12 protein-coding genes and 1 pseudogene are annotated in these 15,124 nt (G+C 37.1%); 6 read left to right on the top strand and 7 right to left on the bottom strand.

The genetic code is table 11. The annotated features are described in order from the left end of the window. The first annotated feature begins 75 nt into the window (after positions 1-75). The 3 genes from ACFSQJ_RS13810 to purD are packed head-to-tail and all read left to right on the top strand — an operon-like array spanning position 76 to position 3,531. A complete protein-coding gene (locus ACFSQJ_RS13810) occupies positions 76-1,233 on the top strand; it encodes an ATP-binding protein (protein WP_377767556.1) in 1,158 nt (385 codons plus the stop codon). A 3-nt stretch (positions 1,234-1,236) separates the two neighbouring features. Then, positions 1,237-2,217 (top strand): UDP-glucuronic acid decarboxylase family protein, encoded by a 981-nt coding sequence (locus tag ACFSQJ_RS13805; RefSeq protein ID WP_377767555.1) that lies wholly within the window; start codon positions 1,237-1,239, stop codon positions 2,215-2,217. 42 nt (positions 2,218-2,259) lie between these two features. Further along, a complete protein-coding gene (purD, locus tag ACFSQJ_RS13800; RefSeq protein ID WP_377767554.1) occupies positions 2,260-3,531 on the top strand; it encodes a phosphoribosylamine--glycine ligase in 1,272 nt (423 codons plus the stop codon). Positions 3,532-3,568: 37 nt separating this feature from the next. Here the strand turns inward: purD and ACFSQJ_RS13795 are convergent, their stop codons facing one another. Further along, positions 3,569-3,790, bottom strand: coding sequence for a DUF6341 family protein (locus ACFSQJ_RS13795; protein ID WP_377767553.1), 222 nt, complete (start codon positions 3,788-3,790; stop codon positions 3,569-3,571). A gap of 39 nt (positions 3,791-3,829) precedes the next feature. Between ACFSQJ_RS13795 and ACFSQJ_RS13790 the strand changes: the two genes are divergently transcribed. Genes ACFSQJ_RS13790 through ACFSQJ_RS13780 form a run of 3 tightly spaced genes read left to right on the top strand, consistent with a single transcriptional unit; the run spans position 3,830 to position 6,430 of the window. After that, entirely contained in the window at positions 3,830-4,765 is a 936-nt protein-coding gene (locus ACFSQJ_RS13790; protein ID WP_377767552.1) for a DUF6427 family protein, read from the top strand. 32 nt (positions 4,766-4,797) lie between these two features. Then, positions 4,798-5,400: a DUF4254 domain-containing protein gene (locus tag ACFSQJ_RS13785; RefSeq protein ID WP_377767551.1), complete on the top strand. Its 603-nt coding sequence runs from the start codon at positions 4,798-4,800 to the stop codon at positions 5,398-5,400. Continuing rightward, on the top strand, positions 5,387-6,430 hold the full coding sequence (locus ACFSQJ_RS13780) for a glycosyltransferase family 9 protein (RefSeq protein ID WP_377767550.1): 1,044 nt from the start codon (positions 5,387-5,389) through the stop codon (positions 6,428-6,430). The genes ACFSQJ_RS13785 and ACFSQJ_RS13780 overlap by 14 nt, the downstream gene beginning before the upstream one ends. 71 nt (positions 6,431-6,501) lie before the next feature. On the opposite strand, the gene arsS is transcribed toward ACFSQJ_RS13780, so the two are convergent. From arsS to ACFSQJ_RS13750, 6 genes and pseudogenes are all read right to left on the bottom strand, one after another. Beyond that, positions 6,502-7,557, bottom strand: coding sequence for an arsenosugar biosynthesis radical SAM (seleno)protein ArsS (gene arsS, locus ACFSQJ_RS13775; protein ID WP_377767549.1), 1,056 nt, complete (start codon positions 7,555-7,557; stop codon positions 6,502-6,504). Between the two features lie 149 nt (positions 7,558-7,706). Beyond that, entirely contained in the window at positions 7,707-8,042 is a 336-nt protein-coding gene (locus tag ACFSQJ_RS13770) for an arsenosugar biosynthesis-associated peroxidase-like protein (protein ID WP_099573502.1), read from the bottom strand. 231 nt (positions 8,043-8,273) lie between these two features. After that, positions 8,274-8,909 (bottom strand): annotated as a pseudogene (locus ACFSQJ_RS13765) (metallophosphoesterase family protein); the annotation flags it as partial. Beyond that, positions 8,894-10,231, bottom strand: a complete 1,338-nt coding sequence (locus ACFSQJ_RS13760; protein ID WP_377767548.1) for a sodium:solute symporter — start codon at positions 10,229-10,231, stop codon at positions 8,894-8,896. The pseudogene ACFSQJ_RS13765 and the gene ACFSQJ_RS13760, both read right to left, overlap by 16 nt. A gap of 54 nt (positions 10,232-10,285) precedes the next feature. Further along, positions 10,286-11,872: a SusD/RagB family nutrient-binding outer membrane lipoprotein gene (locus tag ACFSQJ_RS13755; RefSeq protein WP_377767547.1), complete on the bottom strand. Its 1,587-nt coding sequence runs from the start codon at positions 11,870-11,872 to the stop codon at positions 10,286-10,288. Positions 11,873-11,879: 7 nt separating this feature from the next. Further along, entirely contained in the window at positions 11,880-15,083 is a 3,204-nt protein-coding gene (locus tag ACFSQJ_RS13750) for a SusC/RagA family TonB-linked outer membrane protein (protein WP_377767546.1), read from the bottom strand. Positions 15,084-15,124 lie beyond the last annotated feature (41 nt).

Below are 15,124 nucleotides of genomic sequence, written 5' to 3'. Positions count from 1 at the left end.
ATTTCGATTTTTATAAGTGAAATTTAATATATACAATTTAGGAATAAAATTCCTAAATTGTATATATTTGCATACATGATCGAAAGAACGGCAGAAAAAGAACTAAGGAACATTTCAAAGCAGTATAAAGCTATTGCTGTTGTTGGACCCAGGCAATCGGGCAAGACAACTTTGGTGCGGCAAGTTTTTGCAAATAAGCCTTATATCAATTTAGAGAACCCAGATGTACGTAGTTTCGCCCTAGAAGACCCCAAGGGATTTTTAAATCAGTACAAAGAGGGGGCTATTTTCGATGAAGCTCAAAGAGCACCTCAGCTTTTTTCATATTTACAACAAATGTTGGATGAGTCTAAAGTGCTTTCAAAATTTATTATTACGGGGTCTAATAATTTTTTGCTACAACAAAGCATTACACAAAGTTTGGCAGGTAGGGTAGGGTATATAAACTTAATGCCTTTTTCAATTAGCGAACTAGGGAAAGCCAAACCACAAAACTTACTTGAGTTAATGTATAAAGGATTTTACCCACCACTCTATGATAAGGATTTTGAAGTAGGCAAATGGTTTTCCAATTATATCAGAACCTATGTGGAAAGAGATGTAAGGCAGCTAAAGAACATAGATAATCTTTTGATATTTGAGCGTTTTTTAAGACTATGTGCCTCCAGGGTAGGACAATTATTGAATAAAAATTCTTTGGCAATTGAAGTGGGTGTAGATAATAAGACCATAGAATCTTGGATAGGAGTGTTAGAAGCTAGCTTTATTGTATATCGACTTAAACCACACCATAAGAATTTTAACAAAAGATTGGTAAAAATGCCTAAACTGTATTTTTACGACGTAGGATTAGTTTGTTCGTTATTGGGAATTCAAAATCCAGAACAATTAGATTTACATCCTCTCAAGGGTAGTCTTTTCGAAAATATGGTAGTAATGGATGTGTTAAAGTATAGATACAATAGGGGCTTATCTGATAATTTATACTTTTGGAGAAACAATACTGGTAATGAAATAGATCTTCTTTTAGATAATGGGATCAATCTTTTGCCTCTTGAAATAAAAATGGGGCACACCGTTACTAAAGATTATTTTAAAGGAATAGCATATTGGAATAGATTATCTGATAGTAAAGGAGGTTATGTAGTATATGCAGGAGACGAATATCAAAAAAGGAGTAACGGTATAGAAGTAGTATCATTCCACAAAATAACAGAGTATCTAAATAATTGAAAATTGAAAAAAACCCTAATCACAGGAGCTGCAGGTTTTCTTGGGTCACATCTTTGCGATAGATTCATTGCAGAAGGTCATTATGTAATTGGAATGGATAATCTTATTACAGGTGATTTAAAAAACATAGCGCATTTATTTCCTTTAGAAAATTTTGAATTTCACCATCATGATGTTTCCACTTTTGTTCATCTAGAAGGGGAACTGGATTATATACTGCATTTTGCATCTCCAGCAAGCCCTATTGATTATTTAAAGATTCCAATTGAAACCCTGAAAGTAGGATCACTGGGGACTTTAAATCTTCTTGGATTGGCCAAGCAGAAAAATGCCAGAATTCTAGTTGCCTCTACCTCTGAAGTTTATGGAGATCCATTGGTACATCCGCAAAGCGAAGAATATTTTGGTAATGTGAGCCCTATTGGGCCACGTGGAGTTTACGATGAGGCCAAACGCTTTATGGAATCCATTACCATGGCTTATCACCGTCATCATGGGTTGGATACGCGCATCGTTCGTATTTTCAACACATATGGTTCCCGTATGCGATTGAATGATGGTAGAGTAGTCCCTGCTTTTATGGGACAGGCATTACGTGGAGAAGATTTAACTGTTTTTGGTGATGGTTCTCAAACCCGCTCTTTTACCTATATCGATGATCAAGTAGAAGGAATATATCGTTTGTTAATGAGCGATTATGTGGAGCCCGTCAACATCGGAAATCCAGATGAGACAACCATTCTTGAATTTGCCCAAGAAATCATAAAACTCACAGGCTCTGATCAGAAAATCATTTATAAAGAATTGCCTAAAGATGATCCTCTGCAACGGCAACCAGATATTTCAAGGGCTAAAGAAGTATTAGGATGGGAACCTAAAGTGCATCGTTCTGAAGGATTGAAGAAAGTATATGACTACTTTAAATCTTTGTCCCCTGAAGAACTTCAAAAAAAAGAACATAGAGATTTTTCTAACAATTCTTAGCTAGACTTTTTTCAAATAGTATTTTAGCCAAAAATTAGACAAATGAACATTCTTATTCTTGGCTCTGGAGGACGCGAACATACTTTAGCTTGGAAGATAGCGCAGAGCAGCAAACTGACTAAGCTTTTTGTAGCACCGGGCAATGCAGGAACCAAAGAGCTAGCCGAGAATGTTGCTATTGGGGTCAATGATTTTGAAGCGATTAAAAAACTAGTTTTAAAAGAGAACATTAACCTAGTTCTGGTTGGTCCTGAAGATCCCTTGGTAAACGGAATCCATGATTTCTTTTTGAGAGATGAACAATTAAAAAAAGTATCGGTAATAGGCCCGGAAAAGTTAGCAGCGACTTTAGAAGGCTCAAAAGAATTTGCAAAGGAGTTTATGATGCGGCACAACATTCCTACTGCTGCCTATCAAAGTTTTACTTCAAACAACCTAGAAGAAGGGTATACGTTTTTAGAAAGTCTAAATCCGCCATTTGTGCTTAAAGCGGATGGCTTAGCTGCAGGAAAGGGGGTTTTGATACTCAATGACATTGAAGAAGCAAAGAAAGAGCTTAAATCGATGCTTTTAGACGCTAAGTTTGGTGCTGCAAGTACAACGGTGGTTATCGAGGAGTTTTTAGACGGTATCGAATTAAGTTGCTTTGTACTTACCGATGGTGAAAATTACAAGGTATTGCCAATGGCTAAAGACTATAAACGTATAGGAGAAGGAGATACCGGACTCAATACAGGTGGTATGGGAGCTATTTCGCCGGTGCCTTTTGCAGACAAAACCTTTATTCAAAAGATTGAAGAAAGAATTGTAAAACCAACTGTAGAAGGATTAAAAAAAGACAGTTATCCCTATAAAGGGTTTATTTTTATTGGGTTGATAAAAGCTGGTGATGAACCTAAAGTGATAGAATATAATGTACGTATGGGCGACCCGGAAACCGAAGTCGTCATACCCCGTATAAAAAATGATTTTGTTACGATTCTAGAGGCTGTGTCAAATCAAAGCTTGAACAAGATATATTTAGATATTGATACGAGAACTGCAGTTACGGTAATGGCGGTTTCAGGAGGCTATCCAGAAGCCTATGAAAAAGGAAAAGAAATCGAAGGTCTAGAACAGACAGAAGAATCTATTGTATTTCATGCGGGCACTAGGTGGAGTGATGGAAAGGTAGAGACGAATGGAGGCCGTGTTCTTGCCGTGACCTCATACGGTACAGATTTTAAAGACGCTTTAAAAACCTCTTATAAAAGCCTGAAAACAATTAGTTTTGATGGAATATACTACCGAAAAGATTTAGGCTTCGACCTTTAAATGGAATAGTGAAGCTAACTTTCGGGTTGAAATGAAACTATAAATAAGAATGCGAAGTGCTACTTTTGTCTTCTTCGCCGTTGTCATTAAAGATTTTTAACTGTCCCATCCAGTAAACCATAGCTAAAAAACCAATAATCATAAACAACCAGTTGATGGTGTTTGCACCCCACCAGTTTTCCATAAAACGGAAAAAATCATAAGGGGCAAAAAGTACGTTTACAAATAAGTCTTCTATCCAATAAAAAAATGCACTCATCTTAGCTATATTTACTAGGCAAAAATAGTAAAACATAATATGATATCAAGTTTTTTTAGCAAAACTAAGCCGATCAACTATTTGGTTTTATTGATTATGCTCGTTCTTTTTTATGTTGCGAACTATTTTATCTTAAAAATCAACTTCGATAGTGTTGTATTTCTTCTGCTTATATTAATAGCAATTTCGCTTCAGGTAATTGGGGTGCAAGAGACCGTTAGAACAAGAAAAACTACCAATACCACTTCTTTTGCCATGTTGTTCTTTGTGCTGTTATGTATGGCAGTGCCAAAGATTTTGCAGTATAAGGAGATTGTATTTTGTAACCTTTTTTTATTGTTGTCATTAAATCGTTTGCTAGCATTAAAAAACCTAAAACAGGTAAAACAGAAGATTTTTGATGCTACACTTTGGATATGTGTCGCGAGTGTTTTTGATCCTTGGGTGTTGCTGTTTTTAGTAGTGGTTTTTTTGGCAGTCTATATCTACGGCACGAAAGAATTTAAGAATTGGCTGGTGCCAATTATCGCTATTGTCTTTTTTGTTCTGTTAATAAGTGCATTTCTGGTCTTGACCAAGAATATCAATTTCATTGAGAATCATTATGTAATACATGTTGACACTAATTTATTGGAAAGTTTTATGGCCAATTTTAGCATAAAACCTTTTCTATATATCATTGTAATTTTAATTGTTGCAAGCTTCGTACTTGTTAAACAAGGATACCAAGGCGTTGGAAGAATTATACATTTACGTTTGTTACTGGTCTACTTTCTAGTGGTTATTGTGGTTTTTAGTGTTCAAAATCTTGAGAATAAGAACTATACCATACTGCTTTACTCGTTTTTTCCTGCAGCGATTTTCGCAACAAACTTTATGGAAACCTTTAAGAAGAAACGCTTAAAAGAAGCGGTGTTGCTGGTATGCATATTGATTCCATTTACCTTACTTCTTATTGATCTGGTAAAAAAATAAACAGATAGGGTATATTTGCTAAAATTTCTATCATGTTCAGCAATTCCGCTTTTAAGATATTTGAAGAAAGCATTGATAAGTACCATGTGCTTGATGATGTAAGCCAGTCTTTTTCAAACCCATATGACAAAGACAGTATAGAGCATTTATTATATCGTAAAAACTGGATAGATACCGTACAATGGCATTATGAAGATATTATTAGAGATCCAGAAATTGAACCTTCGGCAGCCCTTGTTTTAAAACGTAAAATTGATGCCAGTAATCAAGATAGAACAGATTTGGTAGAATTTATCGATAGTTATTTCCTAAAAAAATACCAATCGGTTGAAATAAAAGAAGATGCCACTATAAATACGGAAAGTCCTGCTTGGGCGATAGATAGATTATCTATTCTTGCACTGAAGATATACCATATGCAAGAAGAAGCGAATAGAACTGATGCTACTCCTTCTCATATTGAAAAGTGTAGCGCTAAACTTCGGGTACTTTTAGAACAGAAGAAAGACCTTTCTACCGCTATAGACCAATTATTGGTCGATATTGAAGCAGGTAAAAAGTATATGAAAGTCTACAAACAAATGAAGATGTATAATGATGAGGAACTAAATCCTATCCTTCGTGGACAAAAATAAAACGTACCATCTCCTTATTATTCGCCTATCTGCCATGGGCGATATTGCGATGACCGTTCCTGTGCTTTTACACCTCACAAATACTTATCCAGAACTTAAAATTACAGTTCTTACCAAAGACTTTTTTAAACCTATTTTTTCAGAAATCCCTAATATATCAATCTATGGTGCTGATGTAAAAGAAAAGCATAAGGGAATTTTCGGACTTTGGAAATTGTACAGAGAACTGAAATTATTGCATATTGATGCAGTAGCAGATTTACACAATGTGCTACGAAGTAATATTTTAAAATTTTTCTTTTGGTTTTCAGGAACCCCTTTTCAGAAAATTGATAAAGGAAGGAAAGAGAAGAAAGTGCTGACCTCAGGAGAACCAAATTTTTTCCGACCTTTAAAAACAACACACCAACGATATGCAGAAGTGTTCAAATCGTTAAATTTCCCTATACGTTTGCAGGAGAATTTTACATTACCTAAACAAGAGATTGCTGTTAGGCTTCCGGATTTATCATGTCCCAAAACACAAAAATGGATAGGGATTGCTCCGTTTGCAGCTTTTTCAGGAAAAACGTATCCATATAAATTAATGCAGGAAGTTGTAGATAAACTAAATGCTTCAGGAAACTATCAAATACTACTTTTTGGAGGTGGAAATCATGAAAAACAACTCTTAGAAGCATGGGAAGAAAAGTTCGTAAATTGTGTTAGTGTAGTAGGAAAAATGTCCTTTACGCAAGAACTCTCCATAATTTCAAATTTAAATATAATGCTTTCCATGGATAGTGGTAACGCCCATTTAGCAGCGAATTATGGGGTTCCGGTGGTAACGTTATGGGGCGTAACGCATCCATATGCCGGTTTTGCTCCTTTTGGTCAGCCAGCGGATAATGCTTTATTAGCTGATAGAGAAAAGTTTCCGTTAATACCTACTTCTATTTATGGTAATAAGGTTCCAGATGGCTATAAGGATGTCATGAAAACTATTTTGGCAGATGATGTGGTTCAAAAAGTCATAGAAGTAATCCACTAATATATTTCTATCCAATTTTGATAATTAAAGGAAATTCTACGACTAGTTTGCCAAGAAATCAAGCTATTAATCTAAGCCACTGTCCCTTGACAACTACTTCCTGCACCGGCAGTACAACCATAGCAATGCTGTGAAATAATAATATTTCTATCGTTCAGTAAATCCTCGTTATAATCCTTAATGTGTTTTACTTTACTGGCGACTTTAAGGTCTAGCATCTGGTTAAAATCACAATCGTAGAGCCAACCATCCCAACTAATGGAAATCGTATTGGTACACATTACATTTGCCACAGCTGCAGGGTTATAAGCTTCCACTAAGGCATACATATAATCTTCGTAGTTTTCAGAAGCTATTAGATAGTCCAAGAAGCGCGCTATAGGTAGGTTGGTAATGGCAAAGAGATTATGAAATTGAATACCAAAATCTTCATCCAAGGCTTTTTTAAAGTCTTTTTCCATGGCCATTTGGTCTCCTGGTAAATATGCCCCAGATGGATTGTAGACCAAATCTAATCGTAAATCACTACCCGGCATTCCGTAACCCCTTGCATTAAGTTCTTGCAAGGCTTTTATCGACTTATCAAAAACTCCATCGCCACGTTGCTTATCCGTTTTACCACGGGTATAATGTGGCATAGAGGAAATTACATGCACATTGTGTTTTTTAAAGAAATCTGGTAAGTGGTAGTATTTTTTATTTGCCCGAATAATGGTTAGGTTAGAACGAACGATAAAGTCTTTGATTCCCGCTTTTGCAGCTTCTTCTACGAACCACTCGAAATCAGGGTTCATTTCTGGTGCCCCCCCAGTTAAATCTAACGTATGCGCCCCCGTATTTTTAATCACTTCAAGACATTGTTGCATGGTTTCACGGGTCATGATTTCTTTTCTATCTGGACCAGCATCTACATGACAGTGTTCACACACTTGGTTGCACATATACCCTACATTGATTTGAAGGATTTCCAACTTTTTAGGACGCAGTGGAAAATGCCCTATTTCACCTATTTTATCCTTGAAATAAGGTAGTTCCCCGTCTGCGAAGATGCCTCCGTTAAGAATATCAAGCTGTCTGTTGCTTTGCGCAAGCTCGTTTCCTTTTGCTTTTAATGATTTTGTAGCCATATATTTTTTAGTTATTCGTTGATGGTTATTGGTTGATGGTTATTGGTTGATGGTTCTCACACATCAATCTTAACCAAACTATATTTTATAGTCTTCTATTGGTGTCAATTTTGCAATCAATTATTTTCCCCCTTTGGGGGACAGGGAGCTTACATCGACAATTTATCATATTTGTTCATCATCTGCACGCCGTGTACCAAGGTTGCTCCACTCTCAATTGCAGCGCCAACGTGCACGGCTTCCATCATTTCTTCTTTGGTAATGCCTTTTTGTAAACCATCTTTGGTATACGCATCTATGCAATACGGACATTTTACTACGTGTGAAACCGCAAGCGCAATTAAAGATTTCTCTCTAGCACTTAGTGCGCCTTCTTCGAAAACCTTACCATAATAATCAAAAAATTTGGTACCAAGCTCTTCGCTCCATTCGGTAATTTTTCCAAATTTTCGTAAATCTTTCGGATTGTAATACGTATCTGCCATCTTTTTCTGTGTTTTAGGTGCTATATTTTGTTTTGTATTGTCTAAGTAAATCGGAATGCCCTGCCCCATTTTTTCAACTTCGGGGAGGATTTCCATATTATCCCAAATGCCGGAAGAAAGCGTATCTGCATATTCTTCAGGTAGGTGGTTTTTATACATTAATTGTTGCGTAATGTTGTAATCATACTCAAAAGACCGATGAGTATATTTTAATTCACTGCTTTCTATTTCTAAGAGCATATACCAAACTCTTGTGGAACCATCATTTGCTGGCATGCCAATAACACCCGGATTTAACCAGAGTTTTTCTTTTATGGATTGATGAAATGGCAGTCCACAATGCCCTGCAATAATCACATCGCTTTCAGTATCATTAAAACAGTTTTGTTTACTGGCGTCGGCATTCGATTGAAATATAAATTCCGACGTATTACCATAATTGCCATGTACCACAGTTACTTTTTTTCCTCCATAGTCAAAACTTAGGTATTTGGGAATGGTAGTAATCCAATCCAAAGATTCTTGTGATAAATGACCTTTGGTATACGGAAACCAAAGTTTAGAAAAACTATCACAACGACCACCAGCTTTAAAATCGCAACCACAATCTTCACTGTCGTTAGCCAGTTGTAATTCTACATTACCGGCAATACTTAAAGCTCCCCAAGCTTTAAATGCCTGAACAGTTTCTTCAGGTTGGGCGCAATAGCCAGTGATATCTCCTGTACAAATACAATTTTCAGGAGCAATCCCTTCATCTTTGGCAATAACAATGAGTTGCTCTAAAGCCTGTAAGTTGCTATAGACACCGCCAAAAAGCAAAAGCTTTCCAGTTTTAGTTCCGATATGTTTTATATCCTTATCCATTTGGGTATAAAATAGAGTAGTACGCAACTTAAAATTCCCCAGAAATTAATCCAAAGTAAATCAGCATACTTGCCTGTAGTAAATATTAATGATTGCGGAAACCAATTGAAAATCAATAGAAATCCGAATAGTAATCCACAAAAAACACTTAAATGAAAACTGATTTTTGAGGCTTTGTCTTTCCAAAATAGAAATATGGGAGTTAATCCAATAATCATGGTACCGCTTATTGTGGTCGCAGATAGTATTTCTGCATTTAAGAAAACAGGAATAGTACCTAAAACGGCAATAACAACCATAGACCAACGTCCAAATTTTAATGTATTTCCTAGGTTTAAATCCACCGATAATAATTTTGAAAAAGATGAAAAGGTAGAGTCTAAAGTAGATGCAGCTGAGGTAATCATAATAAAATTAATAACTAATAAAATAACAACACCAAATGCTTTACCAACCTCCACAGCTGCTTGCCCTGTCATGTTTTGCGATTGCGCATAAACACCAATTATACTGAATAGTATAATACAGACACCTCCAATAATACTAGCCCATAGAAAACTTTTTAGTGTGACCCTAGGACTACTTAAGAAACCTCTATCGGTAAGCACAGGGTCATGAAATGGATAGCTAAAGGATTGTAATACCGCAGCAAAAAGTAGATTTAATCCCATGTCAAAAGACCAAACTCCAGAGCTAATAACTTGGGTAGGTGTAAATGTTTCTTTTGATGTAAAAATAGCACCAAGAATTACAATAAGTAAAATACCAAATAAGCCCATTTGAAGTACATCTGTAAAAATGGAACTACTCATACCACCTTTTAAAACATAGGCTAGTGTTAATGCTGTAAAAACTATAATAGACCAGTAATACGAACTGGAACCCATATCGCCAAAATAGGTGCCAATGACCATGGTGTTACTCCAAACTTCATTAAAGAGCCGAATGGCAATTAATATAGAGAATACGGCAACCGCTCCTTTTCCAAACTTGGATGTCAAAAAATGATGGATACTATTATATTTTCCATGAAGCCTCATTTTATAGATTACGATACCAGCTACTGCAAACGATAGATAGTAGGCAGCGTAAGCCACACCTCCTACAATACCATAATCTAATCCTAAGTTTGCTGCATTGGTAATACTCTTGGCGAATATCCACGAAATCACCAAACTACCCATCAACATAAAGGTATTTGGCGCTTTCTTTTTTTGAATAGCTTTAAAAAACTGATTGGTATTATTTGCCAAAGGGGAAAGAAAGAACAACACCAAACTAGATGCTATCACTAGACCCCATTGCCAAAATCTTACTTCCATGTTTTTATAATTCTAGAGGCTATTTAAGGAAATAGCACTCAAGGTATTTAATAATTAATTCTCGCTTTGCGAGTCCCACCAAACTGGGGAATTAATACTATTGCCATCCGTTCTGGCCGCCGCCGCTTCATAATTTACTGCATTCAATGCTTGCTCCTCAGCAGGATAAGGCATGCGAACAGGGAGCAAATCATTATTTAAACTAGCTGAAATTGTCTTTAACTGCGGAAAGCCTGTTCTTCGGTATTCTATCCATCCTTCATATCCGTTGATGATATTTGCTATCCATTTTTGGGTTATAATATTTTCTAGAGCATCACCCTTGGTAAAAGCCCCTTCTGCACTTAGATAATTTGTTGGTAATGCAGTATTCCAATATTCAAAAGCTTGTGTCACCCCAGTTTCGTATAAGGCTTGTGCATTGGCGGTGATAAAACCACGTTCTGCGGCCTCCGCTATTAGAAAATGAGTTTCCCAGCTAGTCATAAAGTTGGCATCTAATGCGCTTGTAGCCTCTCTAAAACTAGTTCCTGCTAAAGAGAAATCGGCTAAGACAACCGCATTCTGTGTAGCGTCCACGCCGTTAAGTAAACCGTTAAATTCCCCCGTATCACTATTAGAAATCGGGCGAAACAATGTTGAAATTCTTGGATCATTTAAATCGGTCAAAATTTCATCCATCGTTTCTGAAAGCACAAAATTGTTGAAATCTCCGATTCGTAATCGCGCTAAGCGGAAGTTGTTGGGTTCTCCATCATTAAAATCAAAAGTTGCATTTTGTGAATTTTCAGCAATAAAAACGCCCTCATCAAAAAGTGTTTGCAAGGCTGCTGCATTATCTTGAACGTTAGAGGTACGCATTAAAAATTTAATTTGGAGTGATTTTGCAAAACGTACCCAGGCCTGTAAATCACCCTCAAAAAGAATATCACCCTCTAAAGGAATAGTACCTGCATAATTTTCTATAGCGTTAATCCCTTTTTCGAGATTATCAAAGATTCCTTCTTCGCCATTATAGATAAGCTCTTGATTATCATAAACAGGGGTTACAGTTTCAGTTTTACCTTGAAAACCTTCCGAGTAAGGCACATCGCCAAACATATCGGTTAAAGCGCCTGCCATATAGGCTTTTAAAATTCGGGCTGGACCTTCATATACTTCAAAAGTTGGGTTTTCTAATGACAAGTGTAAAATCTCTTCATTATCCCTAAGATTTGTATATAAAATAGGCCAAGGATTACCACCCAATTGCGGCGATTTTAAATCATGCCGGTCAAACAAATTAAAATCTAGTGCTGTTCTGTATTGCCCTAGCAAATCACCTGCGGTAAAACCTTCGTAGGACATTTGTTCTCCATAATCATAAATCACTTGTCTTAGCAACAAACTTGGTTGTACAGCAACAGGCTGATTAGGGTTCGTATTGATTTCTTCAAAGTCTTTTGTGCAGGATGTAACAAATACAAGCGCAAGTATAAGTGTCAAGTTTAAAGTTAAATTTGAGGCATTCCTTTTGTTCTCGACTCCGCCTGTCTGGTGACTAGGCAGGCTCGAACTGACAGGGACAAGGATAGCTTTACCTCTCGACTCTGCTTGAGGAGACAGCCATTCTATTATTAGTGTATATATAAATTTCATCATCTTCTAATTAAAAATTAAACCCAGCTTTAAATCCAATACTTCTTGTGGTGGCATACGACATGTCTTCTACACCACTCACAAACCCTTGTCCTTGAACGGCTAATTGTTCTGGGTCAAAATGTGGATTTTCAGTAATAGCAAATAAGTTTCTACCGATGAGCGATAGTCGTAGACTTGCATCTTGCTGTAAAAACTTAAGATTTTCAAAGGTGTAACCCACGGAAAACTGCCGTAGTTTCAAGAAAGAGGCATCGTAAGTATTATTCTCCTCATGGTTTCTATCATAAAACTGGCGGTAGAAACTTTCGGCAGTTACTGCTGTAGTATTTTGAACGTAAACCGGATTTTCAGCAGTACCTGTGTTTACAACACCTTGCGGTACAATACCTTCTTCAGGTCTAAAAGCGGTTTCAGCCAATTGACCACCAACATTTCCTAAGGCACGCGTACGGGAAACTATAATTCCGCCTTGGCGCCAGTCTAAAAGAAAGCCTAAATCCCAATTCTTGTAATTAAATTGGTTATTGAAACCTACCATAAAATCAGGATTCGAATTTCCCAGTTTCTGCAAAGTGTTATCTGGAATATAGCGTCCTTCATCCGTTAGAATAAAATCACCATTTTCGTTTTTCAAATATCCTGTTCCGTACAAATCGCCAATACGACCACCTTCTTCTACCTGTACAAAAACGGTTTGGTTTTGACTATCGTAGATTCTAGAGAAAGCCAGTGTTAAACGGCCATCATCTTGTGGTAAGTCTTCTACCGTAGAGCGGTTTGTACTAAAGTTTACGGTACTGTTCCATTTGAAGTTTTGATTTGCTATAGGCGTTGCTCCTAATATTACTTCTAAACCTTTGGAACGCACTTTACCACCATTGACCACTTGTTGTGTGAATCCTGAGGAAATACCAATAGGTAAGGATATAATCTGGTCTTTGGTTACTGCGTTGTAGTAGGAAATGTCCAAATTCAGCTTATCCCCAAAGAAACGGATGTCAGCACCAATTTCAATAGCCGCAGTTTGTTCGGGTCTTAAATTAGGATTCGCAATAAGGTTCTGATCGCTAAATGTAGGCTGCCCATTAAATGGGGTTTGTGCTATAAATGCCCCTGTGGTCTGGTATGGATTGGTATCATTGCCAACCTGTGCGTAGCTCGCACGAAACTTTGCAAATGAAATGGCTTGAGGCAATTCTGTTACATTGGATAAGATGAAACTTGTGGATACCGATGGATAGAAAAACGATACATTATCTACAGAAAAAGGTGTTGCTAAGGCACTGGACCAATCGTTTCGACCCGTAATATCCAAATACAGATAGTCTTTGTAACCAAATTTGGCCAAACCATAGAAACTGTTGATGCGTTTATTGGATTCAAACTCAAAAACTTCAATTGGTGAAGCAGCATTGCTCAAGCGGAATATCCCTGGTTGCGCCAAACTCGTTGTTTGCGACTGTGAGGTAAATGCTTTTTGGTCCAAACGATTTCCACCGAGGGAGACATCAACCTTAAAATCACCAAAGGAGTTGTTGTAATTTAAAATAAAATCGGTGTTTATTTCCCTATAAAACACGTCATGTTCAGCATAGCCCCCATTTCTAAATCGGTTGGTGCTAAATGCTCTTCGAAACTGGCGTAATTCGCTAGAATAATCCATTCCGGTACGCACAGTTGCAGATAGCTTATCGGTGATATCATAAGATGCCGAAATAGTACCGAAAACACGATCTCTATTAAAAGAGTTTCGGTTCTCTTGCAGGATAAAAAACGGATTATCAAAGAAGGTATAGTTAAAAGAATATTGTTGTAAACCTTCTAAACCTGGTTGCCAATAGTTGCGTAGGTTATCGATATTAAGCGACCGTGGACCCCATGCGACAAGAGAATAGTTTACGTTTTCAGAGCCGTATCCATTAGATGGTCTGTTATCACTTTGAGAATTTACGTAGCTAATGCTCGACCTAATACGTAATTTATCCGTTGGACGGAAGTTTAAACGAGACGATATTGTCTGTCTATCTAAATTCACTCCGGGGATAATACTTTCACTGCGTAAATCTGTAAATGAAAGCCTGAAATCGCCTTTATCAAAGCCCGAAGAAATAGCTAGGTTATTAATGAAGGTAGTTCCTGTTTCATAGAAATTTTTAAGGTTATCAGGATTGGAACGAAATTCTGTTGGGGTGATAGGAAGTCCATTATATACCGAAGTATCCCCTCCGCGAACTATAGTTCCATCAGGTAAGGTTACCGGGCTATCAAATTGCGGAATTAAATTACCGACATCTAAACGAGGGCCCCAACTATAGGTGATATTATCACTAGTTCCACCACCTAATCCGTCTACAAATTCAAAAACTCCTGCTTGTCCTTGACCATATTCGTTCTGGAAATCGGGTAGTCTAAAAGCTTCATCAACAAAGAAACTGGTATTATAACTTATGCCAAGACCTTTGCTTTTTGAGCCATCTTTGGTCTCGATAACAATAACGCCGTTTGCAGCACGTGTACCGTACAAGGCCGCTGCACTTGGCCCTTTTAAGACTGAAACTTCTGCAATATCATCAGGATTTACCTCCATAGCACCATTACCAAAATCAACTTCTTGAAAACCGGCTGCAGCTTCGTTGGTAAAGTTGAAGACCGAGTTATTATTGATGGGAACTCCGTCAACTATAAATAAAGGATTGTTATTAGAGAATGAAGCTTCACCACGAATGGTAATTTTTGAGGAAGAACCAACACCAGTTGCACCTTGGTTAATGGTAACCCCAGCCAGTTTTCCTGCAAGATTATCCAAAAAGTTAACTGATTTTACTTCAGTAACGCCTTTAGCATCTAAACTTTGTACAACATAACCCAGTTCTTTAGTCTCTCGTTTAAGTCCTAACGCCGTTAGCACCACTTCATTTAGTTGTTCGGAAGATTCCTCTAATTGCACATTGATTATGTTTTGATTTTGAATGGAAACAGTTTGCGTTTTGTATCCGAGAACAGAGAATTCTAGAAGAGAAACACCTTCTGTAACTGTAATTTCATAGTTTCCATTTTCATCTGTTGTGCTTCCAGTTTGTGTTCCTACGGCTAAAATATTTGCATAAGGTATCCCCAAATTGTTGATATCGCTAACGCGACCTGATATGGTTTGTTGAGCACTTAATGCCACCACAAAAAGCAGCAATACGCTCAGTAAATAATACTTCATTTATTTGTATAAAAGTTAGTCTTGTGGCCAATTGGCCGAGA

Source organism: Croceitalea marina (genome assembly GCF_042684265.1).
GTDB classification, from domain to species: domain Bacteria; phylum Bacteroidota; class Bacteroidia; order Flavobacteriales; family Flavobacteriaceae; genus Croceitalea; species Croceitalea marina.
The sequence above is the reverse complement of the archived record's forward strand: the minus strand, read 5'-3'. Positions and strand labels throughout refer to the sequence as shown.